The organism is Methylobacterium sp. WL1 (genome assembly GCF_008000895.1).
In the GTDB taxonomy this organism is placed as follows: domain Bacteria; phylum Pseudomonadota; class Alphaproteobacteria; order Rhizobiales; family Beijerinckiaceae; genus Methylobacterium.
Genome location: NZ_CP042823.1, coordinates 5,901,625 through 5,923,449 on the forward strand (window position 1 = coordinate 5,901,625; position 21,825 = coordinate 5,923,449).

The 21,825-nt window shown below is 66.7% G+C and carries 23 protein-coding genes; 14 read left to right on the forward strand and 9 right to left on the reverse strand.

Annotated elements, in window-relative coordinates; translation table 11 throughout:
- The first annotated feature begins 691 nt into the window (after positions 1–691).
- From FVA80_RS31765 to FVA80_RS30825, 5 genes are all read left to right on the forward strand, one after another.
- Complete coding sequence (locus tag FVA80_RS31765; protein ID WP_246692189.1) at positions 692–871, forward strand: hypothetical protein; 180 nt, start codon at positions 692–694, stop codon at positions 869–871.
- A gap of 947 nt (positions 872–1,818) precedes the next feature.
- Positions 1,819–2,535, forward strand: a complete 717-nt coding sequence (locus FVA80_RS28720) for a sugar transferase (protein ID WP_147957915.1) — start codon at positions 1,819–1,821, stop codon at positions 2,533–2,535.
- Positions 2,536–2,592: 57 nt separating this feature from the next.
- Complete coding sequence (locus FVA80_RS28725; RefSeq protein ID WP_147910639.1) at positions 2,593–2,823, forward strand: hypothetical protein; 231 nt, start codon at positions 2,593–2,595, stop codon at positions 2,821–2,823.
- An 82-nt stretch (positions 2,824–2,905) separates the two neighbouring features.
- Positions 2,906–3,127, forward strand: a complete 222-nt coding sequence (locus tag FVA80_RS28730; RefSeq protein ID WP_147910638.1) for a hypothetical protein — start codon at positions 2,906–2,908, stop codon at positions 3,125–3,127.
- Positions 3,128–3,283: 156 nt separating this feature from the next.
- The gene (locus FVA80_RS30825; RefSeq protein WP_187193539.1) at positions 3,284–3,442 is read left to right on the forward strand and encodes a hypothetical protein; all 159 of its coding nucleotides are present in this window, start codon (positions 3,284–3,286) and stop codon (positions 3,440–3,442) included.
- A gap of 49 nt (positions 3,443–3,491) precedes the next feature.
- Here the strand turns inward: FVA80_RS30825 and FVA80_RS30830 are convergent, their stop codons facing one another.
- Both FVA80_RS30830 and FVA80_RS28735 read right to left on the reverse strand, forming a co-directional pair.
- The gene (locus FVA80_RS30830) at positions 3,492–3,629 is read right to left on the reverse strand and encodes a hypothetical protein (protein WP_187193540.1); all 138 of its coding nucleotides are present in this window, start codon (positions 3,627–3,629) and stop codon (positions 3,492–3,494) included.
- 239 nt (positions 3,630–3,868) lie between these two features.
- Entirely contained in the window at positions 3,869–4,831 is a 963-nt protein-coding gene (locus FVA80_RS28735) for a metallophosphoesterase (protein WP_147910637.1), read from the reverse strand.
- Positions 4,832–5,393: 562 nt separating this feature from the next.
- Here FVA80_RS28735 and FVA80_RS28740 point away from each other — a divergent pair.
- A complete protein-coding gene (locus FVA80_RS28740) occupies positions 5,394–5,636 on the forward strand; it encodes a hypothetical protein (protein ID WP_147910636.1) in 243 nt (80 codons plus the stop codon).
- A gap of 162 nt (positions 5,637–5,798) precedes the next feature.
- On the opposite strand, the gene FVA80_RS28745 is transcribed toward FVA80_RS28740, so the two are convergent.
- From FVA80_RS28745 to galE, 3 genes are all read right to left on the reverse strand, one after another.
- Positions 5,799–7,229, reverse strand: a complete 1,431-nt coding sequence (locus FVA80_RS28745) for a mannose-1-phosphate guanylyltransferase/mannose-6-phosphate isomerase (RefSeq protein WP_187193541.1) — start codon at positions 7,227–7,229, stop codon at positions 5,799–5,801.
- Positions 7,230–7,290: 61 nt separating this feature from the next.
- Complete coding sequence (locus tag FVA80_RS28750; protein WP_147910635.1) at positions 7,291–8,433, reverse strand: glycosyltransferase; 1,143 nt, start codon at positions 8,431–8,433, stop codon at positions 7,291–7,293.
- A gap of 60 nt (positions 8,434–8,493) precedes the next feature.
- Positions 8,494–9,486 (reverse strand): UDP-glucose 4-epimerase GalE, encoded by a 993-nt coding sequence (gene galE, locus FVA80_RS28755; protein ID WP_147910634.1) that lies wholly within the window; start codon positions 9,484–9,486, stop codon positions 8,494–8,496.
- A gap of 784 nt (positions 9,487–10,270) precedes the next feature.
- Between galE and FVA80_RS28760 the strand changes: the two genes are divergently transcribed.
- The 3 genes from FVA80_RS28760 to FVA80_RS28770 all read left to right on the forward strand — a co-directional run bounded on the left by FVA80_RS28760 (position 10,271) and on the right by FVA80_RS28770 (position 11,578).
- Positions 10,271–10,987: a sugar transferase gene (locus FVA80_RS28760; RefSeq protein ID WP_147957915.1), complete on the forward strand. Its 717-nt coding sequence runs from the start codon at positions 10,271–10,273 to the stop codon at positions 10,985–10,987.
- Between the two features lie 56 nt (positions 10,988–11,043).
- Entirely contained in the window at positions 11,044–11,274 is a 231-nt protein-coding gene (locus FVA80_RS28765) for a hypothetical protein (protein WP_147910639.1), read from the forward strand.
- Between the two features lie 82 nt (positions 11,275–11,356).
- Positions 11,357–11,578: a hypothetical protein gene (locus tag FVA80_RS28770; RefSeq protein WP_147910638.1), complete on the forward strand. Its 222-nt coding sequence runs from the start codon at positions 11,357–11,359 to the stop codon at positions 11,576–11,578.
- Positions 11,579–11,646: 68 nt separating this feature from the next.
- Here the strand turns inward: FVA80_RS28770 and FVA80_RS28775 are convergent, their stop codons facing one another.
- From FVA80_RS28775 to FVA80_RS28790, 4 genes are all read right to left on the reverse strand, one after another.
- A complete protein-coding gene (locus FVA80_RS28775; RefSeq protein WP_147957916.1) occupies positions 11,647–11,940 on the reverse strand; it encodes a hypothetical protein in 294 nt (97 codons plus the stop codon).
- A 45-nt stretch (positions 11,941–11,985) separates the two neighbouring features.
- On the reverse strand, positions 11,986–12,429 hold the full coding sequence (locus FVA80_RS28780; protein ID WP_147957917.1) for a hypothetical protein: 444 nt from the start codon (positions 12,427–12,429) through the stop codon (positions 11,986–11,988).
- 241 nt (positions 12,430–12,670) lie between these two features.
- Positions 12,671–12,880, reverse strand: coding sequence for a hypothetical protein (locus FVA80_RS28785; RefSeq protein ID WP_147905993.1), 210 nt, complete (start codon positions 12,878–12,880; stop codon positions 12,671–12,673).
- Between the two features lie 202 nt (positions 12,881–13,082).
- Entirely contained in the window at positions 13,083–13,544 is a 462-nt protein-coding gene (locus tag FVA80_RS28790; protein WP_147905992.1) for a MucR family transcriptional regulator, read from the reverse strand.
- Positions 13,545–14,234: 690 nt separating this feature from the next.
- Here FVA80_RS28790 and FVA80_RS28795 point away from each other — a divergent pair.
- The 5 genes from FVA80_RS28795 to FVA80_RS28815 all read left to right on the forward strand — a co-directional run bounded on the left by FVA80_RS28795 (position 14,235) and on the right by FVA80_RS28815 (position 21,530).
- The gene (locus FVA80_RS28795; protein WP_147905991.1) at positions 14,235–15,581 is read left to right on the forward strand and encodes an NAD(P)-binding protein; all 1,347 of its coding nucleotides are present in this window, start codon (positions 14,235–14,237) and stop codon (positions 15,579–15,581) included.
- A 473-nt stretch (positions 15,582–16,054) separates the two neighbouring features.
- Positions 16,055–17,014 (forward strand): glycosyltransferase, encoded by a 960-nt coding sequence (locus tag FVA80_RS28800; protein ID WP_246692190.1) that lies wholly within the window; start codon positions 16,055–16,057, stop codon positions 17,012–17,014.
- Positions 17,015–17,215: 201 nt separating this feature from the next.
- A complete protein-coding gene (locus tag FVA80_RS28805; protein ID WP_147905989.1) occupies positions 17,216–18,292 on the forward strand; it encodes a glycosyltransferase family 4 protein in 1,077 nt (358 codons plus the stop codon).
- A 192-nt stretch (positions 18,293–18,484) separates the two neighbouring features.
- A complete protein-coding gene (locus tag FVA80_RS28810; RefSeq protein ID WP_147905988.1) occupies positions 18,485–19,900 on the forward strand; it encodes a lipopolysaccharide biosynthesis protein in 1,416 nt (471 codons plus the stop codon).
- A gap of 268 nt (positions 19,901–20,168) precedes the next feature.
- Positions 20,169–21,530, forward strand: coding sequence for a polysaccharide biosynthesis/export family protein (locus FVA80_RS28815; RefSeq protein ID WP_147905987.1), 1,362 nt, complete (start codon positions 20,169–20,171; stop codon positions 21,528–21,530).
- Positions 21,531–21,825: the final 295 nt, after the last annotated feature.

Below are 21,825 nucleotides of genomic sequence, written 5' to 3' on the forward strand. Positions count from 1 at the left end.
GGCCGGCGTCGAACCGGTGGGCCGGGGCGCGGCCCGTCGGATCCCCGGGACCATCGAAACGCGACGGGCACCCATAAACTCCGGGGCCGGCCGCCGTCTCGGAGCCGGGATGCGCCGATGCAGCCAATCCGATCCCCGAACGTCTACGGCGCAGCGAAGGGATGCCGACGAACCGTCGCCGCCCTTTCTCGGACGCGGCCGCCGGAGACGCATCAATAGCGATCGTCTGCGGCGACGCCCGCGCCCGGCTCCGAGGGCGCGGCGTCGCCGGCGCCCTGTCCGGCTCCTGCTGCGGCCGCGGCGCGCGGGACCTCGTTACCGAACCCGTGAGGGTCGGCGACGGCTTGGCCTTGTAGGCGGCACTCGATGGTGCGGCCTTCCCCGTCGGTCCTGGAGCCCCCTGGGGCCCGCGTGGGCCCGGCGGCCCTGCGGGTCCCGCACTGCCCACTGGACCTTCTGGACCCTGCGGGCCGCGCTCGCCCTGCGCGCCCACGAGGCCGTCGGCGCCCGGCGTGCCGGGCGGTCCCATCGCGCCCGGCGGACCGGGCTCACCCCTGATGCCCGCCTCGCCGCGCGGACCGGGCGGACCCGGGAGCCCCAGAGCCTGCTGGCCGCATTCCCCAACCACAATGCTGCGCGCCTGCTTGGACGTCCTCAGCGTCGCGATGCAAGTGGCCGGATGATAGACCACGTGAAACTCGAAATAACCGCGGGTATCGGTACGCTGCAAGAACTTGCCGTCCAGGGTGATCTCGGCATCGGGTTCACCGGCATTGCCCAGCACCCAGAGGTCGCCGGCGGTGATTTTCGCAGCCTCGATACGCATGTCGGCTTTCGCCGGAGCGATCCAGAGCAACGGCCCCACGAATAGTTGCAACAGGGCGCTTTGCCGGCGCGATAGACTCATGGCGGGTCTCGCGAGCTTCATATCGGCAGGATGCCATTCGTTTCTGAATCCGCAATAACGCGCGAAAATTTTGATGTGAAAAGCTCCGTTTTAGCGGCACATCCGGCCGAAATCGGTATTCGCATGGCAAGCATCCGCAATATGGCCGATGAAAGGCCATGTCGGTCGGCCGGCTATCGCATCGAGCAGGTGTGATCGCGCACAGTCCGCATCCGGGTTCGCGGCACTGCCCGCGCGATCCGCGTGCCGCCGTGCCGCATCGTGAGGGCCGTTGCGGTTCCCATGGTTCTGGGTCGGCGACGGGCTGGGGCGCCTGGGGTCCGAAGCGTCACGTTGCCGTAAGTGTTTGAACCGAAACAGTTGTTGGTTCCGCGTTCGCATTCACGGTGGTCTTCCTCCGTCTGCGGTGGGCAACCTGAGACGGGTCGTCGAGCGGTTCGGTTCGATCAAATGCAACGGTTTCCCCCCGTTGTTCGTTTGGGGTGTCGCGGCAGTGCAGCATGCGCTGAGGACCGTCCGTTTCGACCCGTTGCCGGTACCCGCCAGGTATGCCGAGCGCGATTGTGCGATGCAGAATCCAGCATTGCGTAAGTTGTTGTTCGAACCGTTGTTTCGGTCGGACCGCCTCGGGGATTCCGTAGCAACTACTGAACGTCAGGTTCGCCCGACAACCCCGCGCGTAGCGGCTTAATCCCCGCCACATATGCGTTTTTTTACAAAGATAACCTGTTTAAGGGGGGCTAATTAAAATATATGACAGCTTGTCAGCCCATTTTGGCCCGTCTATAAGGCCCGAAGTAACTAATCATTAACCACCCGCCATTGGCCTCAACCGAGGAGCTGAGCCCATGCAGGGTCGTACTGAATCCCAGAGATCCGAGGGCGCCTCTGCGCCGCACCATAGGGTTGAGATGTCGAACGTGGCCGATCAGATTGCCGGTCAGGTGAGCGAGGCGGCGGAGGCGGTGGCTGAGGCCGTTCTGCCGGAGACGCCGTTCGTGGCGCGTGGGCTTCGGCTGGATTGGGCGGCCAAGCGCGGGCTCGACATCGGGGTGGCGGCGACCGCGCTGTTCCTGCTGCTGCCGCTGATGCTGCTGATCGCCGTGCTGGTCTGGGCCGGCGACCGCAAGGCGCCGATCTTCCGGCACATGCGGCTCGGCCGGGACGGGCGCAGCTTCGGCTGCCTGAAGTTCCGCTCGATGGTCACGGACGGCGAGGGCGTGCTGGCCGCGCACTTGGCCGCCAGCCCGAGCGCCCGGGCCGAGTGGGCCGCCACGCACAAGCTCTCCGACGATCCGCGCATCACCGCCATCGGCCAGGTGCTGCGCAAGAGCTCGCTCGACGAGCTGCCGCAGCTGTGGAACGTGCTGCGCGGCGAGATGAGCCTGGTCGGCCCGCGCCCGATCGTGCAGGCCGAGGTCGCCCGCTACGGCCGGGCGTTCTCGACCTGCTTTGCCGTGCCGCCGGGCGTCACCGGGCTGTGGCAGGTCTCGGGCCGGTCCGACACCAGCTACGCCGAGCGCGTGGCGCTCGACCTGGACTACGCCAGCCGCTGGAGCCTGCGCCGGGACATCGCGATCATGCTGCGCACCGTCCCGGCCGTGCTCGCCCAGCGCGGCAGCAAGTAGCGCAGGCGTGTCCTGGCGTGCGCATCCCGGGACCCGGGGTGATGCGGCGGGCCGGTCATGAAGGGCCTTCTGCTGAACGCGCTGCTCGGGGTCGGTCTCGGGCGGTTCGGCTCGGTCTGGGGCCTTCCGGTGTTCCTGCCGGTGGTGGCGGCCGAGCTGGCCTACGGGTTCCATATCCACCACCTGAGCGCGGGCGGCAGCCTGCGGCGGGGCGCGGCGCTGCTGGTCTGCGGCCAGCTCGGCTTCCTGCTCGGCGCCCTGCTGCGGCCGCTGCCGGGCGAGCGGTGAGCGCGGCCCGGCGCCTCCGTTTGGTCAACCGATTGCGAACCGCAGGGGCCGCGCCCGTGTCCGCGGCGGAGGGGGTTCAGTCTTGGACGAGAACGATCCGCACTGGGACGCCGACCCGCTCTGGTACGACCGGGCCGAGCCGGAGGCGCTGCCGGGCCGGCTGCTGAACGGGCTGGCGTATCTGGTCCTGCTGCTGCTGGCCGGGATGGCGGGCGTGGTGCGGCTGTACCGGCTCCCGGACGCGCTGTGGTGCCGGGCCGCCGCCTGGCACGCACGCCGCACCGCCGGACCACGACGATCCTGAACCAGCGCGCATCATGGTGCGATCACGTGCGGCCCGCCGTTGACCGGGTTGCAGTCTTCCGGGCCCTGTCCCCGGGAAGCACGCTAAGACGGCGTCACGGAACATGCTCGGGAAGCCGTCGCTTCCCAGCGTAGAGCGAAGGCTGGACCAGGAAAGATGTTGGAGAGCGAGACGCGGCCGACCGGCCCCGAGCGCAGCGTGGTTCAGCGCCTGTTCGCCCGCTTCGGCTCGACTGTGATCCTGGTCGTGGTTCTGCTGGTGGTGGTGGGCTGGATCGGAATCCTAGGCTGGGCGATGACGCGGCTTCTCAGCTGAGTCCGGACCGATCCGGGGCCGCCCATGGCTCCCGCCTCGACGCACTCGCTTAGGCCGAACCGGTCTCCAACTCCGTCGCGAGCGCCCTTGCGGCCTCGTCCTGCATGATCGGGGCGTCGCGGCACAGACGCCAGAACTCGACCAGACCGAGCGCGTAGGCGGCGAGGATCACGGCTGTCCAATGCATGATCGTGTCCTCTCAAGCGCCTTCACGGCACCGGTATGCCCGCGAAAGCTTGACGTTTTCTCTCCGGACTTATTCGCCGGTCCAGATAAGGCAATATAACGACAATACGGCCTCACCACACCGGGGATGGTGCATTTATTTTGCGCAATCCGGAATTATTGCAGGATTTGGGGTGACTGACGCAGGTCTCGCCGGGGGTAGGCGTCGCAGTTTCGGGGCGCATTCCGGAGACATGCCCGTCATGCAGGGCTGCCGACCGTAAGGGTGGCCCGGGTATCATCCCGGTCCGGCGCCCCGAGATCCACCACCACGATCTCGGGCGGGATGCCCAACCGCAACGGACGCCCTGCCACGAAGTGCGAGCCGAGCCCAGCCGAGACGATCAGGTCACGCTCGCTCTCGACGATGTGGCCGTGAGCATAGCGCAAGCCATAGCGCGACGGGATCCACGGGGACCAGCCCAGGATCCGCACCTGGCCGCCATGGGTATGACCGGACAGGGTCAGCACGATCCGCGGGTCGAGGCCGGTGGCGAACAGGTCCGGCTCGTGCGCTAGCAGGATCGCGGCGCCGTCCGCGGGGACGCCCCGGAGGACCTGTGCGAGGATCTCCGACCTCTGCCGGTCGAGCTGGTCCGGCGCCAGGGGGCGGCCGGGCGTCGCCTCGCTCTCGATCCCCACCAGCCAGAGCGGGGTGGGGACGTCGAGCCGCACGGCCGCGTTCTCCAGGAAGACGATGCCGGCCGCCCGCAGGGCCCGCTCGGACCGGGTCGGGCCGTGTCCGCGCCAAAGCGCGACACGGTCGTCGCCCCAATCGTGATTGCCCTGGATGGCGTAGAGCCCCCGTTTCGCCTGAAGACCGCTCAGGCATCCGGCCACCGTCTCGAACGGGACGGCGCCCCGGCTCTGGGAGCCGTAATCGCCGAGCAGCACCGTGAGGTCCGGTTCGAGGGCGTTGGTACGCGCCACGACCTCGGTGATCGCGTCCACGCCCATGCAGCGGGGATGGGCGTGAAAGTCCGTGAGGACCGCAATTCGCAGGCGCAGGCCGGCAGGCCACCGTGGCGGGCAGAGCCGGTAGTGCCGGACCTGAACCCGATGCGGCTCGAAGGCCGTCGCGTAGCCCGCCATCGCCAGGCTCCCGGCAGCCGCGCAGGCGGCGGCCAGGGTCGGGCGGGACAGGAGCGCGCGGCGGGTCAGCATCGGTCATCGGCTCGGCAGGACGTGGCGGGCTCCTACCACGGGTTGAGACCTGGTGCGGCACGGGGTTGAGGGAACGGCAATCGATGCCGGATGACCTGTCCGCTGCGCCGATCCGGCCCGGTCGGGGTCTCGGTCGGTGACGCACGAACCGCCCGCCGGCATCGCGACGCGAGAGGTCAGCCACGTAATCGAAGTGTTCGACGGGAGAGCAGATTCTTCGATCGTGTCAGAAGCCGCGCTTCCCACGGGCTTGATCTCATGCCGCCCTGATATTTGCGGTCGCCTATAGTTTCCGAACGCAGAGCAACATTATTGCGTTCGATCGAACCCGGGACTTCGTAGAACGTTTGTTATCCGCCGACGTTCATGACGTCTCGGGCAATTCTTAACAAACACAAATGTGAAGTCTTGCCGGCGAGCGAACCGCGATTGCTGATTTGAGAACCGGATGTGATCGGGAATTTGGCTAGTCCACAAAAACAGTATTGATCTAGGAGTTCCAGCGTGTCATGAGACCATCAGTTCGCGGGCAGGCGTATTTTTGCTGCCCAGGATTGGTCCCATGCACGCCCTCTCTGTCCTCGCGCCACCTGCCTGCGGGTCGGTCGCCGATCGTCGCGCCATCGCCCTGGCCAATGCCCAATGGTTTCGCGCCATGGCCTGGCGGGCCCTGCGCGACGGGTCTCCCAAGGGTGACATCCGCGCCGCCAATGCACGGGCTGCGGCCCGCATCGTCATACGCCACGCCAAGCGCGATGCGCAGGTCGATCGATTGGTGACCGACGCCCTGGCGATCGGCGCCTGACCCTGCCGGGAAGGCGGTTTGCGCGTCGATGATACGGCGCGCGGCTAAGCGGGGATGGCGCCGAACCGGGAGCCCCGCTCGGCGCCGTCTCGGCCGGCGCGGCTCCGACCGGCTGCAGGCCCGGTTCAATCGCATCGCCTGCGGGACGCCGGAGCGCCCGGCTCAGCGTCCGTAGATGTCCTCGACGCGGATGATGTCGTCCTCGCCCGTGTACGACCCGACCTGGACCTCGATCAGCTCCAGCGGGATCTTACCCGGGTTGTTCAGCCGGTGCATCGAGCCGATCGGCAGATAAACCGCCTCGTTCTCGTGGACCAGCACAACCCGGTCGTCCACCGTCACCTCGGCGGTGCCGCGCACCACCACCCAGTGCTCGGCCCGGTGGTAATGCTTCTGCAGCGACAGCCGCCCGCCCGGAACCACCTGGATCCGCTTCACCTGGAAGCGCTCGCCGATATCGATCCGCTGGTACCAGCCCCAGGGCCGGTACATCCGCAGATGCGCGTCCGCCTCCGGCTCGTTCGAGGCCCGCAGGGCGTTGACCAGCTGCTTGACCTCGCCCGAGCGGGCTTTGGACGCCACCAGCACCGCGTCCGGGGTCGACACGACCACCACGTCCTCGAGCCCGACCACCGCGGTCAGGCCGCCGCCCTGGCTGTGGACCAGGCTGTTCTTCGTCCCGATCAGCGAGACCCGGCCCCGCACCGCGTTGCCCTCTGCATCGTGATCCAGCACCTGCCAGACCGCGTCCCAGGTCCCGACATCCGACCACGGGAACGACACCGGCAGCACGCCGGCCCGGGCGGTCCGCTCCATCACCGCGTAGTCGATCGAGATCTTGGGCGCCCGCGCGAAGGCCTCGGCATCCAGGCGCACGAAGTCGAGGTCGGTCACGGCCGCGTCGAGCGCGGCGCGGGCGGCCTCGAGCACGTCCGGCACGAAGGCTTCGAGTTCGGCCAGCATCAGGTCGGCGCGGAACAGGAAGTAGCCCGAGTTCCACAGGGCGCCGTCCTCGATCAGCGCCTCGGCGCCGGCACGGTCCGGCTTCTCGACGAACTTCTCGACCCGGGCGGCCCCGGGCGCTTCCGCGATCGGGGCGCCGCGGCGGATGTAGCCGTAATCGGAGGCTGGCCGGGTCGGCTCGATGCCGAGCGTCATGGTGTAGCCGGCCCGCGCGCCGACGGCAGCCGCCCGGGCGGCGTCGACGAAGGCCTGCGTGTCCGGCACGACGTGGTCGGCAGCCATGATCAGGACCACGGCCTGCGGGTCGATCGCGGCGGCATGGAGGGCCGCCACCGCCACGGCGGCGGCGGAGTCGCGCCCCTGCGGCTCGAGCAGGATGTCGGCGCCGATCCCGAGCTGGCTGCACTGCTCGGCCACGATGAACCGGGCCTCGGTTGAGGCGATCACCGTGGGCTTGGCGAACACGGCCGTATCCGACACCCGCGCAAGGGTCGCCTGGAAGGTCGAGCGTTCCGCGTCCACCAGCCGGGCGAACTGCTTGGGCATGCTCTCGCGGGAGGCCGGCCACAGGCGCGTTCCCGTGCCGCCGCACAGGATCATGGGGTAGACCGTACCGACAGGCTCAGACATCGAAATCAATCTTTCGCACCAAGGAATAGAGTGGGTTCAAAACGAGGCGGTCGACGCAAACTCAATTCAAAAGGTCGAGCTGTCCGCCGGCCAGCGGAGGGCGGTGACCCTGGTAACCCCGTGCGAGGACGCCGTCGATGAACTGGCCCATCGCCGTGGAGAAGCGCTCGACGCTGAACTCCGAGGCCCGTTCGACGAGGGCTTCGGGCCTCGGCGCGATGGCTTTGCAACGCTCGATCGCGGCGATCAAGGCGTCCACCGATTGTTCGTGGAAGAAGGTCCCGGTCACTCCCTCCTGAACGGTCTCCGTCGCGCCGCCCTTCCCGTACGCGATCACCGGCCGCCCGCTCGCCATGGCCTCCACAGGGACGATCCCGAAATCCTCCTCACCGGGGAAGATCAGGGCTTGGCACCGGGCATAATGATGCTTCAGCACGGCGAAGGGTTGCGGCCCGAGCATCGTGACGTGCGGGCCGGCCAGGCTTCGCAACTCGCGCAGCATCTCGCCGCCGCCGATCACCACGAGGGGCTTCTGCAAGCGGTTGAACGCTTCGATGGCCAGTTCCGGGCGCTTGTAGCGGACCAGCTCGCCGACCATCAGGTGGTAGTCGCCGCGTTCCTGCTCGGGAACGGGACCGAACGCTTCGGTGTCGACCGGGGGATAGATGACGGTGGCGCTGCGCCGGTAATAGGTCTCGATCCGGCGCGCCACGGTCGCCGAGTTCGCCACGAACTCGTGGACTCGGCTCGCCGAGATCGCGTCCCAGTTCCGGATGTAATGCGCGGCCGGCGGCATCAGCAGGCGATTCAGGAACCCCGTCCGCTCGCGGTAATCGTGGAACATGTTCCAGACGTAGCGCATCGGCGAATGGCAGTAGCAGATATGGGTCGCGTTCGAGGGCGGGATGATGCCCTTGGCCGGTCCGGACTCGCTGCTGATCACGAGGTCGTACCCGCGCAGGTCGAGCTGCTCGAGGGCCATCGGCATCAGCGGCAGATAGGATTTATAGCGCGTCGCGGAGAACGGGAGCCGGCCGATGAACGAGGTCTGGATGCGGTGGGCTTTGATGACGGGCGAGATCGAATCCGGCGCATAGGCGTGGGTGAAGATATCGGCCTGGGGATACATCTTGCACAGGGCTTCGACGACTTTCTCACCGCCTCGCATGCCCACGAGCCAATAATGTACGATTGCAACTCTCATTCACGCATCCTCTGTCAGGATTCATATCTTGAGTCCTGTATTACCACGCTTTAGCGTCGATTAGATCCGATTGCGCGTACTGAGTTTGTCCTCCCAGGCCAGCGCCTGGGCCACGATGGCGTCGAGGTCGTCGTGGCGGGGCTGCCAGCCGAGCCGCGACCTGATCCGGCCCGCCTCGGCCACGATCCGGGCCGGGTCGCCGGGCCGGCGCGGGCACAGCCGCACATCGAAGTCCTGCCCCGAGATCCGCTTGACCACCTCGATCACTTCCAGCACCGAGTAGCCCCGCCCGTAGCCGCAATTCAGCGTCAGGCTCTCGCCACCCCCGCGCAGGTGATCCAGCGCCACCCGGTGCGCCTCCGCCAGATCCGAGACCTGGATGTAGTCGCGCAGGCACGAGCCGTCGGGGGTCGGGTAGTCCGTGCCGTAGACGTCGAGCCGCGCCCGCCGTCCGAGCGCCGCCTGGGTCGCGACCTTGATCAGGTGCGTGGCGTCCGGGGTCGATTGCCCGGAACGCCCGGCCGGGTCGGCGCCCGCGACGTTGAAGTAGCGCAGCACCACGTAGGTGAAGCCGTGCGCGGCCGCCGCGTCGGCAATCATCCATTCGCTCATCAGCTTGGAGCGGCCGTACGGGTTGATCGGGTTGAGCGGCAGATCCTCGGGCACCGGCACCACCTCGGGCTCGCCGTAGACGGCCGCGGTGGAGGAGAAGATCACGTGGCGCACGCCCGCGCGGGTGGCCGCCTCGATCAGGGCGCGGGTCTTGACGGTGTTGGCCAAGTAGTAGCCCAGCGGGTCGGCGACCGAGTCCGGCACGACGATCCGGGCCGCGAAGTGGGCAAGCGCGTCGATCCGGTGCTGCAGGATGGTCTGGGTCACCAGCGCCTGGTCGGCAACGTCGCCGACCACGAGCTTGACGCCCTCGGGCACGGCCCAGTCGAACCCGGTGGAGAGGTCGTCCAGCACCACGATCTCCTCGTGGCCGGCATCCAGCAAAGCCAGAACCATGTGGCTGCCGATATACCCGGCCCCGCCCGTCACCAGAACCGCCATGTCGTCCGCTCCCTTACGAATTCACGCTCATCTGTCCGACCGCCTATACAAAGCAATGACGCGGCCCGACCATCGGCATTTCTGTAGGTGGAGGGCGATGACGCCAGAAACATGCCCCCCCTGCCCATGATCCCCGCGCGGATCTGCCCGGCTCCCCGCCGCTCGCATCCGAACGACCAGCGCCTGACCGCCGTCGCGTGGATCGGACGCCGTGACGTGGACGCATGTCGAGGCGAAGCCAGCAACTCGCATGAGACGCAGGTTTCGGCGTCGCTGTCGGGCTCCCGCTCCGGCTATCGGCGTGCGTAGTTTTCACCATCGCGACCGTTGTGCCGGTCCCTTGGCGCCCTCGATAGCCCCCGCAAGCTGAACGTCCGCCGAGGCGGAGGTCTGGGGCGCCGTGAGGCGGTGGACGGGGCTGGCGATATCGACCTTGCGTGCGTCGCACCAAAGGAACGGCGCTCTCACGCCGGTCGTCCCTAGACCGACACTATACGGACTCACGCCGACACTGGATGGATGACAGCATCGTCCTCTCTCCCGTTGCGCCAATGCCGGGGCTAATCCGCACGGCTACATTGCATAGTCGGATAATATGAACACAAGTTAGACTGTGATTTGCCGTATAGCCGAGCTTGTAACAGGGTCAATAATTTGTTAGAAATGGCTATTAACAGCCCATTAACTATCCCGTCGCCATCTCGATCCAGAAAGCGAATCCATGCTGCGCGAGGCCGGCTCCCAAGTTTCACACCTCGCCTCTGCGCCGCACCATAGGGTTGAGATGTCGAACGTGGCCGATCAGATTGCCGGTCAGGTGAGCGAGGCGGCGGAGGCGGTGGCTGAGGCCGTTCTGCCGGAGACGCCGTTCGTGGCGCGTGGGCTTCGGCTGGATTGGGCGGCCAAGCGCGGGCTCGACATCGGGGTGGCGGCGACCGCGCTGTTCCTGCTGCTGCCGCTGATGCTGCTGATCGCCGTGCTGGTCTGGGCCGGCGACCGCAAGGCGCCGATCTTCCGGCACATGCGGCTCGGCCGGGACGGGCGCAGCTTCGGCTGCCTGAAGTTCCGCTCGATGGTCACGGACGGCGAGGGCGTGCTGGCCGCGCACTTGGCCGCCAGCCCGAGCGCCCGGGCCGAGTGGGCCGCCACGCACAAGCTCTCCGACGATCCGCGCATCACCGCCATCGGCCAGGTGCTGCGCAAGAGCTCGCTCGACGAGCTGCCGCAGCTGTGGAACGTGCTGCGCGGCGAGATGAGCCTGGTCGGCCCGCGCCCGATCGTGCAGGCCGAGGTCGCCCGCTACGGCCGGGCGTTCTCGACCTGCTTTGCCGTGCCGCCGGGCGTCACCGGGCTGTGGCAGGTCTCGGGCCGGTCCGACACCAGCTACGCCGAGCGCGTGGCGCTCGACCTGGACTACGCCAGCCGCTGGAGCCTGCGCCGGGACATCGCGATCATGCTGCGCACCGTCCCGGCCGTGCTCGCCCAGCGCGGCAGCAAGTAGCGCAGGCGTGTCCTGGCGTGCGCATCCCGGACCCGGGGTGATGCGGCGGGCCGGTCATGAAGGGCCTTCTGCTGAACGCGCTGCTCGGGGTCGGTCTCGGGCGGTTCGGCTCGGTCTGGGGCCTTCCGGTGTTCCTGCCGGTGGTGGCGGCCGAGCTGGCCTACGGGTTCCATATCCACCACCTGAGCGCGGGCGGCAGCCTGCGGCGGGGCGCGGCGCTGCTGGTCTGCGGCCAGCTCGGCTTCCTGCTCGGCGCCCTGCTGCGGCCGCTGCCGGGCGAGCGGTGAGCGCGGCCCGGCGCCTCCGTTTGGTCAACCGATTGCGAACCGCAGGGGCCGCGCCCGTGTCCGCGGCGGAGGGGGTTCAGTCTTGGACGAGAACGATCCGCACTGGGACGCCGACCCGCTCTGGTACGACCGGGCCGAGCCGGAGGCGCTGCCGGGCCGGCTGCTGAACGGGCTGGCGTATCTGGTCCTGCTGCTGCTGGCCGGGATGGCGGGCGTGGTGCGGCTGTACCGGCTCCCGGACGCGCTGTGGTGCCGGGCCGCCGCCTGGCACGCACGCCGCACCGCCGGACCACGACGATCCTGAGATCGAAGCGACGCGTTCCTGCCGATGCCCGATGGGCCTTCGACGTCGCGTCCCAGCCACCCAGGCCATCACCGCCGGGCGCAGATGGCCCGGGCCTTCAGGGCGGTCGGCGCGGCGCCCATCGCGAAGCAGTAGACGCTGCCCTCGTCCATGGCGGGGCGCTCTCCGCCGCTGCAGGTGCCGTTCACGGCAAACTCGTCGGCCGTACAACTTGCGACGCAGCGCCCACCGGCCGTGCATTCCTCGACCTGGACCCGCAGGGCCGCCGCCGCGACAGCCGCCTTGCCCTCGGGCCCGGCCGGCCCGGCCGGGCCGCGTTCGCCCTTCTCGCCCGCCGGACCTCGCGCGCCGGCCTGCCCCAAGGGCCCGGGCGGACCGGCGGCACCGGCAGGCCCCCGGATCGCCCTTCACGCCGCGCTCGCCCTTGGGTCCCTCCGGTCCCTGCTGGCCGGCCGCGCCCTGGGGCCCCGCGGGCCGACCTCGCCCTTGGGGGTGTTCGCGGCCAGCATGATCGGAGCGGGATGGGCCGGCATCGCCGCGACCGGCTTCGCGGCGGCCGGCCGGGCGCAGTATCCGACGACAGCCTGCCGGCTGAGCGTTTCGGATTTCAGCGTCACCACGCAGGTTTCAGGGTGATAGGGGATCCTGAACGCGAAGCGCCCGTCCTGATCTGCGCGGGTGTCGAACTTGTCGTCCAGGACGACGCTGGCGGCGCGGGGTGGTGCCAGCGTACCGAAGACCCTGAGATCGCCGTTCGAGATCATCGCCATGTCCACGGCGATGTCTCCGGCAGCCTGCGCGGCCGATGACAGGGTGCAGCACGCGAAGACCAGAACCCAGCGCCGAGCCATCTCGAAGACTCCCAACCGTCCCGGACTGAGGTGTAGCCGCGGGGCGATCGGATTTTTCACGGGGCGGCGTACATATTTCGATGCCGCGCGCCCGGCGTGGACCTCTCCTTAAGGCGCAGGATCCGGACTTTCCCCACGGGCCGACGGATCCGGACTCCGGCAGAACCGTCACGGTCGATGCGACTGGCGATCCGACCGGTGAGGCGGGCTGCGCGCGGTCCCGAACCGGCCGGTCTATATCTCAACCGCCGAGGAGATTGAGGTATCGCGCCGCGGCATAGGTGGCCACCAGAACGATCACGAGACCGGCGACTCCGAAGATGCGGCCGAGCCAACGGTCGAAGACGAGGGCGTCGCTGTCGGCCTGGCGCACGGCACACGCGACGCAATAGGTCCTGCCCGGATCGGTCGTCTGGCCGCAGGAACGACAGAGGGTAGGCGTCGGCGGCATCGATCTCTCGTTCGGCGAAGCGGCTGCGCCTTGTCCGATGTCGCCGTGTCGAAATCTAGGTGGAGGAGCATCCCGGGTCAGGAACGCGGCCGCCGCCTGCGAGAGGGCGATGGGTGCCGCCGGGGTGACCGTCGGTCGCAACCGGTTTGCGCCGCCCCATCCTTAGCCACGGGCCGAACGCGTGATCCGATCCGGCGATGCCTCAGGCCGTCTTCTTTCGGCCGCGGGTCTTCGGCTCGTCGGCTGCGGCATTCGGGCGCCCCAGGCCGATCGCCTTCGCCAGGAGGGATCGTCGCTCTGCGTAATCCGGTGCGACCAGCGGGTAATCCCGGGGCAATCCCCATTTCTCCCGGTATTGCTCCGGTGTCAGGCCGCGCCCGGTGAGATGGCGTTTCAAGGTCTTGTACGGCTTGCCGTCCTCGAAGCTGATCAGGGCGTCGCGGCCGACCGAGCGTCGGATCTCGGCGGCGGACGGCTTTTCCACGGGCGACGCCACGACCGCCGAGGTCTCGCCCTCGGCCGCCACCTGCACGGCCGCATGGACGCTCGCCAGCAATGTGGGCAGATCCGCAGCCTGCACATGATTATTCGATACATAGGCGGCCACGATATCGGCCGCCAAGTGTCTGAAATCGAGGTGCTGCGTATCGCGATCGTCGTTCATCACTGGCTCCTGGTGGCATAACCGTCGTTACACCTGTGCCGAACTACGAGCGGCGTGATGATCCGTTCCGATCTCAGGGTTTCAGGTTCAGTGAACGTTAACAATATCTCTCCCGACAGCCGAAGACCGTAAAATTTGTTAATATTTCTGCTCGATATGAGCGAAATCAGCACGGGGCCCGAAGATACAAATGATTCGCCCATCGAGAGGTGTCGATAGAGCCCCGATGAAAGTGAAAGGCATTCCCCGAGCCCGGCGGATGGCTATGGGCGCATCGCGTTGCAAGCTCTGATTGCGGATCGTGCCGGGCAGTCGCTTGTCCAGTTTCACCGTTGCCTATCGGAGATCATGAAAACGGGGGGGGAACCCAGTTCTTCATGAGCGCGCGCTTTCGCCTTCATGGCGCACGTAGCCGTACGCCGTGAGATCACAGGGCTGTTCTTCACCAACGCCCCCTGATTACCCGGGTATCCGCCACGGGAAATAAAATCGTTTCTGCGCCACTGTGTAGATTTACCGATCTGTCTCAAATGCGATACGAGTGACCAACGGGAATGATGTGTCTTGAGAAATATCCGGCTTGCGGCATCTGACAATGTTCTGACTGCGTAGTTCCGCTGCAGTCCGATCTGGCTGTTTCGGCATTCAGATGACGAGAGACGCGTTTCCGGTCGAGGTTTGGGGTAGGGCATGATTGAGCAGACAGCCTCGACGATCGAACACCCGGATTCGGCCGAGACTTTCGAGGCTGTTGTTCTCGGTGCCGGAATCAGCGGACTGGTTTCCGCAGCGGTCCTGCACGAGCAAGGTTACCGGCGCGTGCTCGTCATCGATGAGTTCGACAGATACGGCGGCAATCATATCGATTGCGCCATCGGTCCCTATACATTTGATATTGGCAGTTTCATATTCCAGGACGACTCGCCGTTGCTGGCGCACTTCCCGGAGATGCTGCCGCTCTATGTCCCCATCGATCCGACATGGGGAAAGCTGACGCCGCAAGGCGCCGTTGCGGGCTATCCGTTGTCGATCAAGGACGACATCCTGCGTTCGGGCTTGTGGGGCTGCGCGAGGATCGGCCTGTCCGTCCTGTATTCACGGATCTCTCGGCCCAAGATCGGCAACGCCCGTGATTTCGCCCGGTACTGGATCGGGAACTACTTGCTGCAGCGCTCGGGTCTGGAAAGCTACATGACGCGCTTTTTCGGCACCCCAGCCGAGAAGGTGGATCTCGATTTCGCCGAGAAGCGCATGCTCTGGATCAAGGAGCATTCCTCCCCGCGGGCGATGCTCCGTCACCTGCGCCCGCACAAGGCGTCAGCGCCGACCAATCGACAACTCGCCCGGCCGCGATCCGGTTACCACGACCTCTACACGGTGGCGGCCGAGAAGCTGGTGCGTCAGGGCACGGTGTTCCAGCTCGGCTCCGCCGTGTCGCGGATCAGCAAGGTCGGCGCCAAGTTTCAGATCGAGGCGGGCGGCCAGACCCTGACCGCCGACCGGGTCGTATCGACGATCCCGATCAACCATGCCCTCGACCTCTGCGGGATCGGGGCCGACGAGAACCTCACCTCGGTGACCTTGATCAGCCTGTTCTTCAGCTTCTCCGGCCGAAAGGGATTCGACTGTTCGGTTCTCTACAACTTCTCGCATAAGGGATTCTGGAAGCGTCTGACGATGTATTCCGATTTCTACGGGGCGGTCGAGGGCAGGCACTATTTCGGCGTCGAGGTGATCGCGTCCCAGGCGGGCAACAGCCTCGCGATCGCGGAGCAGGATTTCCGGTCCCACGTCGCGCAGAACCATCTGTTCGACGGCGACTTGAAGCTCGAGGGCGGCCGCTTCGTGCCGAACGCCTATCCCATCTACGTCAATGGCGCGCAGGCGCGGGTCGCCGTGGCACAGGCGAAACTGCGGGCATTCGGGATCGAGTCGTTCGGGCGACAGGGCGGCTTCGATTATCAGCCGACCGCCCGCGTCTCCACGCAGACTGCCGAGGCGCATCTGCGGCGCGCGGTCCAGCCGACCACACCGTGAGGCGACATCCTTGACCGCGGTGGCGGATGCTCGCGACCGAGGCGCGCCGAACGCAAAGGAGAGCCGGCGCTCTGATTGTTGCGTAGATGGCGAGTGCGTAATTGTTCGTACCCATGAATTTATAGTCCGATAATACGTAAAGTTGTATCAGTGAATGACGGCCAAGGTTGGGCATTGACCAACTCATTCATTGTATCAGTCATTTGCACGAGTGGATTTCGCTGCTCGACCGGGATACATGCCACCCGGGTTCCGGACTGCAGCCCCTTGTGGGCGGAGGCGGATTCTCAGGTCTGGGTGTAGCGCGCCCGTTTTGCCGATCCGGCGTTCGCTTGGGCCATGTGCCGGTTCAGCCGGTTCGGTGGGCTTGCGAGCAGGCTTGATCTGTAGGCGCGCGGAGCGGGTGGGTAGCTGTCGTGGAGAATGAGCCGAGGATTGCGGTCGTCATCACGTGCTTCAATTATGAGACCTACGTGGGCCGGGCGATCCGAAGCGTCGTCGCCCAGCAGGTGCCGGATTGTGAGCTCGTGGTCGTGGATGATGGGTCCACGGACAACTCCTGGGACGTTATCGCGCAGACCGGCGTGCGCGCCCACCGGATCGCCAACGGCGGCCAGCGGGCGGCGTGCCTGTACGGTCTCGGCCTGACCCGGGCGCCGTTCGTGCTGTTTCTCGATGCCGACGACGAGTTGCTGCCGGGGTCGCTCGACCGGATCCTCCAGGCGCTCGATCCGGGTGTCGCGAAGGTCCAGTTCTGCCTGACCTGCGTCGATGCCGCCGGACGTGTCGTCACCGAGCGCTACCCGGCGCTCGAGGCCTTCCGCAGCCAGGACAGGATCGTCAACGAGATCCTGCTCTCGGGCGTTTACCAGACGCCGCCGACCTCGGGGAACGTGTTCCGTCGGGATGTCTGCGAGATCCTGGATCAATGCGACTACGACAAGGCGGTCGATGGGGTCATCCTGCTGATTGCGCCGTTCATGGGCGATGTCGTGAGCATCGCCGACAGCCTCGGTCTGTACCGGGTCCATGGCCGTAACGATTCCGGGCTCGGACAAGCCCCGAAGGCTCTGACCTTCGAGCGCGACTTACGGCGCTTCGAGATGCGGTTGGCCCATCTTCGCCGACTGGTGCAGCAGCTGCGCCCGGAAGCCAAGCTGATCCAGGCCGATCAGACCTTCTACTTCCGGCTGATGGATTTCTCGGCGGCGATCGTCCGCGGCTCCCGGTACGGGCTGCGATCGTTCCTGCAATTGCTCCGGGCCATCGTGATCGAACCGCGCCCCTGGAAATGGAAGATCGCGAACGCCCTGTTCTTCATGGCGATGTTTCTGGCCCCCCTCCGCCAGGCGCAGGCGCTCCTCGCGTTCCGGTTCTCGGTCGGGCGACGGTCGGCGCGGCAATTCCTCCGTGCAGCCAACGCCTCCCAGTAGAGGCGGAGATGGCTGAAGGCCGTCCGGCGTCGCAGATCGCGCGAGAAGACGGGAATTGCGTATTAAAATAATGTGGGTTGGTTTGTATCAGGCTTCGGTATTGACTAGGGTCCTGTCTTGAGACGCCGCATAGCGTGCCGATATCTTCGATGTCCGACAGCATGCCGGTGAGGTCTCGGTTAAAGCGAGCGTTGGTGTAACGTGCGGGTTCTGCATCTCCTTAACCACACCCGCCGGCTGAACGGTCACGTTCACGCGGCGGTCGACCTCGCTTGCGCGCAGGCCAAGCTCGGCCACACCGTCGCGATGGCGAGCCAGGGTGGGGATTTTGACGACCTGCTCCGGGCGAACGGCATCGCCATCTTCCCGATCGATCACGAGCGTCGGCCGGGTCCGGTTGTGAAGTCAATGGTCGGGCTCGCGTCGCTCCTGCGGCGCTGGAAGCCGGACATCGTCCACGCGCACATGATGACGAGCGCCGTCCTCGCCTGGCCGGCCTGCAAGCTGACCCGGGTCGCGCTGGTCACGACGGTCCACAACGAGTTCGAGAAGGGCGCGATCCTGATGGGGCTGGGCGACCGCGTCATCGCGGTGAGTGCGGCCGTCGCCGGGTCGATGCAGAAGCGCGGCATCTCGGCCAACCGCATCGACGTCGTCCTGAACGGCACGATCGGGTCCGCGCGCATGACCAGCCGCTCCGAGGTGGCGCGCGCGCTCGCTCACCCGGCGATCGTGTTCGTGGGCGGGCTTCATCCCCGCAAGGGATTGCCCGACCTCCTCAAGGCGTTCGACGTGATTCATGCCGAGCAGCCGGCCGCGCGGCTCTACGTGGTCGGCGGCGGGCCGACGCAGGACGCCTACGCCCAGATGGCCCGGGAGATGGCCTCGGCTGCCGCGATCTCCTTTGCCGGCCCCCAGGGCGACCCCTACCCGTGGATGCTGGGCGCCGACATCTTCGTGCTGCCCTCCCATGCCGATCCGGCCCCCCTCGTGCTCTCGGAGGCGCGGGAGGCCGGATGCGCGATCATCGGCACGCAGGTGGACGGGATCCCCGAACTGCTGGGGCAGGGCGAATCGGGCATCCTCGTGCCGCCGAACGCTCCGGACAAGATCGCGGACGCGCTCAGGATGCTGGTCTCCGACCCGGATCAGCTGCAGGCGTGGCGCGCCAAGAGCCAGATCGGCATCGCCAACCTTCGGATCGAGCGCGTCGCGCGCCAGACCATCGAGGTCTACGGCCGCGCCGTCGGCCGCCGGGGGAAGCCCGCGGCGCCGTGAGTCCGGCGGGGCCGGTCGTCTTGCCTTAAGGTGCTGTTCAGCAGAGCATCGTGAAGGGTAGTGGGTGAATAGGCCCGAAAAGGCCTGTCATCGCCTTATCGCCCCTTTACAGGTTCAATCTCGGGGACAGAGACATCGCGTCTCGCGCCAGGCGCGATCCCGCGGATTGTCGGTCTCCCGCAGGATCGCTTCATGCTCACCATCAAGACGTTGCGTGGTGCCGGCTGGAGTGTCGCGGCCCGAACGTTGGCGCGCGTGATTGACCTCGCAACGCTGCTGCTCCTCGCACGGATGCTGACGCCCGCGGATTTCGGCCTCACGGCGATCGCGGTGTCGCTGGTCGCGATCGTCGAGATGGTCCTGGAGGTGCCCCTGGTTCAGGCCCTGATGCGTCTGCAGAAGATCGAGACCTCCCACCTCGATACCGCCTTCACCCTCGGCCTGCTGCGCGGCGGCGTGATCGCTGTCCTGATGATGCTGGCCGCCTGGCCGATGGCCCACATCTACGACGATTCGCGCCTGGTCCTGCTCATTCTGGCCCTCGCGCTGGGGCCCATCGCGCGAAGCCTCTACAGCCCCACGATGGTGCATTTCTTCCGGGATCTGGATTTCCGCGTCTCGTTCATCGTGGATTTCTCGGGGAAGATCATCGCGGCGGTGCTGTCGCTGGCGACCCTCTATGCGGGCGGCGGCTATTGGGCCCTGGTGGTGAATCCGGTCGTCTCGTCGCTGATGCCGACCGTCCTGTCCTACGTGCTGGCTCCGTACCGGCCGCGGCTCTCGTTCGAGAGGGTGCGCGACTTCTCGGCGTTCACCGGCTGGTTCACGTCGTCCCAGATCCTGGCCGCGTTCAGCTGGCAGTACGACCGGGTGTTCCTGGGCTACAACATCGAGAAGTCGGTCCTCGGCCGCTACAGCTTGGCCGGCGACTTCGCCGTCATGCCGACGCAGAGCCTCATCGGTCCCGCGATGCGGCCGGTCATGGCCGCGTTCGCCACGATGGCGGACGACCGGAGGCGGCTGCACCTCTCGTTCCTGAAGGCGGCGCGCCTCACCATGTTCATCGCGCTGCCGGCCGGCATCGGGATCGCGCTGACCTCGGAGGAGATCGTCAGCGTCTTCCTCGGCAGCCAGTGGAGTTCCGCCGCGGTCTATCTGCGCTGGCTGTCCCTGGCGGTCATGTTCACGGCCTATTACCAGCCGGTGTCCTCGCTGTGCATTGCTGTCGATGAGCCGAATTTGTTGCTCAAAATCAATGCCTTCGAAACGGCGATCAAGATCCCGCTGATGACCGTCGCCTTCTACGTAGGCGGGTTGCTGCTGATGTTGTACGCGCGGGTCCTCGCCGCGGCTCTGCATATGCTCGTCAGTGCAATTTATGCCCGCGGTCTGATCGGGGCCAGCCTTCCGCTTCAGATGCGGAACCTGTGGCAGGTGTGTGTGGCCTGCGTCGCCATGTCGGCGGCCGTCCTGCTCTTGCAGGCGGCGCTCCAGCGTGCGGAGGCCGGGTCGCTCGTAGCTCTGATTGCGCTGACATCGTGTGGTGCGGTCGTCTACGCTGCGTCCATGCATCTGTGCGGATTTCGGTTGCGTGCACTGCGGCAGTAACGTCGGGCTTGAAAATTCCGGCAATACGGGATGCCAGGCTGAATTTGCTGTCATCCGATCCCATTCAGGGAGAATTGATTGTTTATCGTGTTGCTCGATTTTTAGCTGATCCGGGGCTTCCGATATTTGCGTAAACTGCGGAGCGGGTTGAGTGTTGCCTCATATCGTATAGAGTAACGGTCAGCTGCGCATCCCGGCTCCGCTTCCCAATAGCGGGATGGGCGCCCAAGTATTTTGTCGGAAACCGGTTCCGGTTCAGGAGATGTGAATGGTTTGGCGGCAGATTGCTGCGTCTTGCGTGTTCGTGGTTGCCAGCGTTCTCGCAGCACCGGCCGCCGAAGCGCCGGGTCGTTACCTGCTGGGCCCGCAGGATCGACTGACCATTCGCGTCTACGATCTGCGGCGCAACACCGGTGAGGCGTATTCGTGGACCGCGCTGAACGGGGAATTCGCCGTCGCGGCCGACGGCACCGTGTCGCTTCCATTGATCGGCCAGATCAAGGCCGCAGGCGGGACGCCGACCGATCTGGCCGAAGCCATCGGAACTTCGCTGAAACAGGCGGCCGACTTGGCGGAAACACCGGCGGCGTCAGTCGAAGTCGCCAAGTACCGGCCGTATTACATCATGGGTGCAGTGCAGCGACCCGGTAAGTTCGAGTACCAGCCCGGTCTGACCGTGCTGCAGGCGGTCAGCACCGCCGAGGGTCTGGTCCGTTCTGCCGATCCCCGCGCGGCGCGCCGGGACATGGTGACGACGCGCGGCGACCTGCGGATGCTCGCCGCCGAGCGGATCGCGCTGGCGGCCAAGCTGGCCCGGCTCGACGCGGAGATCGCGGGCGCCGATTCGATCACGTTCGGCCAGGATCTCAAGGGAGTGCCCGACAAGGCGCGGGCCGATCAGGCCATGCGCGGCGAACAGCTCCTGTTCGAGACGCGCCGGAACTCGATCAAGGCGGAGATCGCCACGATCGAGCAATCCATGACCAGCTTCCGGTCAGAGATCGGCGCGCTGGAGAACAAGTCCAAGTCGCTGGATCGCCAGCTCGACCTGAGCCGGGGCGAGTTGAATCTCGTCAACGATCTCGTGTCCAAGGGACTGGCCATCACGCCGCGGAAGCTGGCCGCCGAGCAGAGCCAGGCCGCGTTCGAGAGCAACCGGCTGGACGTGCAGGTTGCGATGCTGCGTGCCCAGCAGAGCCTGACCCGAGCCGATCGCGACATCATCGACCTCCGGTCCCGGTTCCGGCGTGATGCCCTGGCCGAGGCCTCCGACATCCGCCTCAAGCTCGGGCAGAACGACGAGAAGGCGCTGACCGCCGGGCGGCTCTCGGCGGATGCCGAGTCGCAGATTGTCGGCAGCTCCGAGGATGGCAGCGACATGCTGACCGCACGGTACGAGGTGACCCGCAGGGCGGGGGACCGCTCGAACACGTGGCTGGCGCAGGAAGACGGGCAGGTCGAGCCGGGCGATGTCGTCCGTGTCACCCTGATCCGGCAGCAGGGCGGCAAGTCCGGGGAAGGGCCGCAAGCCGCCGCGCCGCTCCGGCCGTTGGAGGGTGTTACTACGAACCGCACCGGCCCGGCCTCCGCCGAAGCCGTCCGCCGGGCCGCGGAGAGCGCGGACCGCTGATGGATCGTGCCGGATATCGAAACCGGCACGATGTCCTAGATCGTCGATCCGCATCGACTGTTTCCGAACGCCGGGGGCCGCCTTTCGGAACGATGCTCCAGAGCGCTCGCCGCCGAAGCGGAGACCGGTTCGGCGGCGGCGAGCGCGTCGCATCAAGGCCTTGGAACGGGTCCCCGTCGCGACGCGATCGGGAGCGGTTGCAGGGCCTCGGTGCTGGACCGATACCCTCGGCGCCCCAGCCGGTCGTGGCACCGGAAGGGGGGGATCCCTATTGAGCGGTTACATTCTCGAGGCG

Excerpts from the sequence above, each read along its gene's own strand:
- FVA80_RS28780 (WP_147957917.1), bottom strand. The coding sequence starts at position 12,429 with ATGGCTCGGCGCTGGGTTCTGGTCTTCGCGTGCTGCACCCTGTCATCG.
- FVA80_RS28810 (WP_147905988.1), top strand. The coding sequence starts at position 18,485 with ATGCTCACCATCAAGACGTTGCGTGGTGCCGGCTGGAGTGTCGCGGCC.
- FVA80_RS28785 (WP_147905993.1), bottom strand. The coding sequence starts at position 12,880 with ATGCCGCCGACGCCTACCCTCTGTCGTTCCTGCGGCCAGACGACCGAT.
- FVA80_RS28745 (WP_187193541.1), bottom strand. The coding sequence starts at position 7,229 with ATGTCTGAGCCTGTCGGTACGGTCTACCCCATGATCCTGTGCGGCGGC.
- FVA80_RS28790 (WP_147905992.1), bottom strand. The coding sequence starts at position 13,544 with ATGAACGACGATCGCGATACGCAGCACCTCGATTTCAGACACTTGGCG.
- galE (WP_147910634.1), bottom strand. The coding sequence starts at position 9,486 with ATGGCGGTTCTGGTGACGGGCGGGGCCGGGTATATCGGCAGCCACATG.
- FVA80_RS28795 (WP_147905991.1), top strand. The coding sequence starts at position 14,235 with ATGATTGAGCAGACAGCCTCGACGATCGAACACCCGGATTCGGCCGAG.
- FVA80_RS28725 (WP_147910639.1), top strand. The coding sequence starts at position 2,593 with ATGAAGGGCCTTCTGCTGAACGCGCTGCTCGGGGTCGGTCTCGGGCGG.
- FVA80_RS28765 (WP_147910639.1), top strand. The coding sequence starts at position 11,044 with ATGAAGGGCCTTCTGCTGAACGCGCTGCTCGGGGTCGGTCTCGGGCGG.
- FVA80_RS28740 (WP_147910636.1), top strand. The coding sequence starts at position 5,394 with ATGCACGCCCTCTCTGTCCTCGCGCCACCTGCCTGCGGGTCGGTCGCC.
- FVA80_RS28735 (WP_147910637.1), bottom strand. The coding sequence starts at position 4,831 with ATGCTGACCCGCCGCGCGCTCCTGTCCCGCCCGACCCTGGCCGCCGCC.
- FVA80_RS30830 (WP_187193540.1), bottom strand. The coding sequence starts at position 3,629 with ATGCATTGGACAGCCGTGATCCTCGCCGCCTACGCGCTCGGTCTGGTC.
- FVA80_RS30825 (WP_187193539.1), top strand. The coding sequence starts at position 3,284 with ATGTTGGAGAGCGAGACGCGGCCGACCGGCCCCGAGCGCAGCGTGGTT.
- FVA80_RS28815 (WP_147905987.1), top strand. The coding sequence starts at position 20,169 with ATGGTTTGGCGGCAGATTGCTGCGTCTTGCGTGTTCGTGGTTGCCAGC.
- FVA80_RS28760 (WP_147957915.1), top strand. The coding sequence starts at position 10,271 with ATGTCGAACGTGGCCGATCAGATTGCCGGTCAGGTGAGCGAGGCGGCG.
- FVA80_RS28750 (WP_147910635.1), bottom strand. The coding sequence starts at position 8,433 with ATGAGAGTTGCAATCGTACATTATTGGCTCGTGGGCATGCGAGGCGGT.
- FVA80_RS28720 (WP_147957915.1), top strand. The coding sequence starts at position 1,819 with ATGTCGAACGTGGCCGATCAGATTGCCGGTCAGGTGAGCGAGGCGGCG.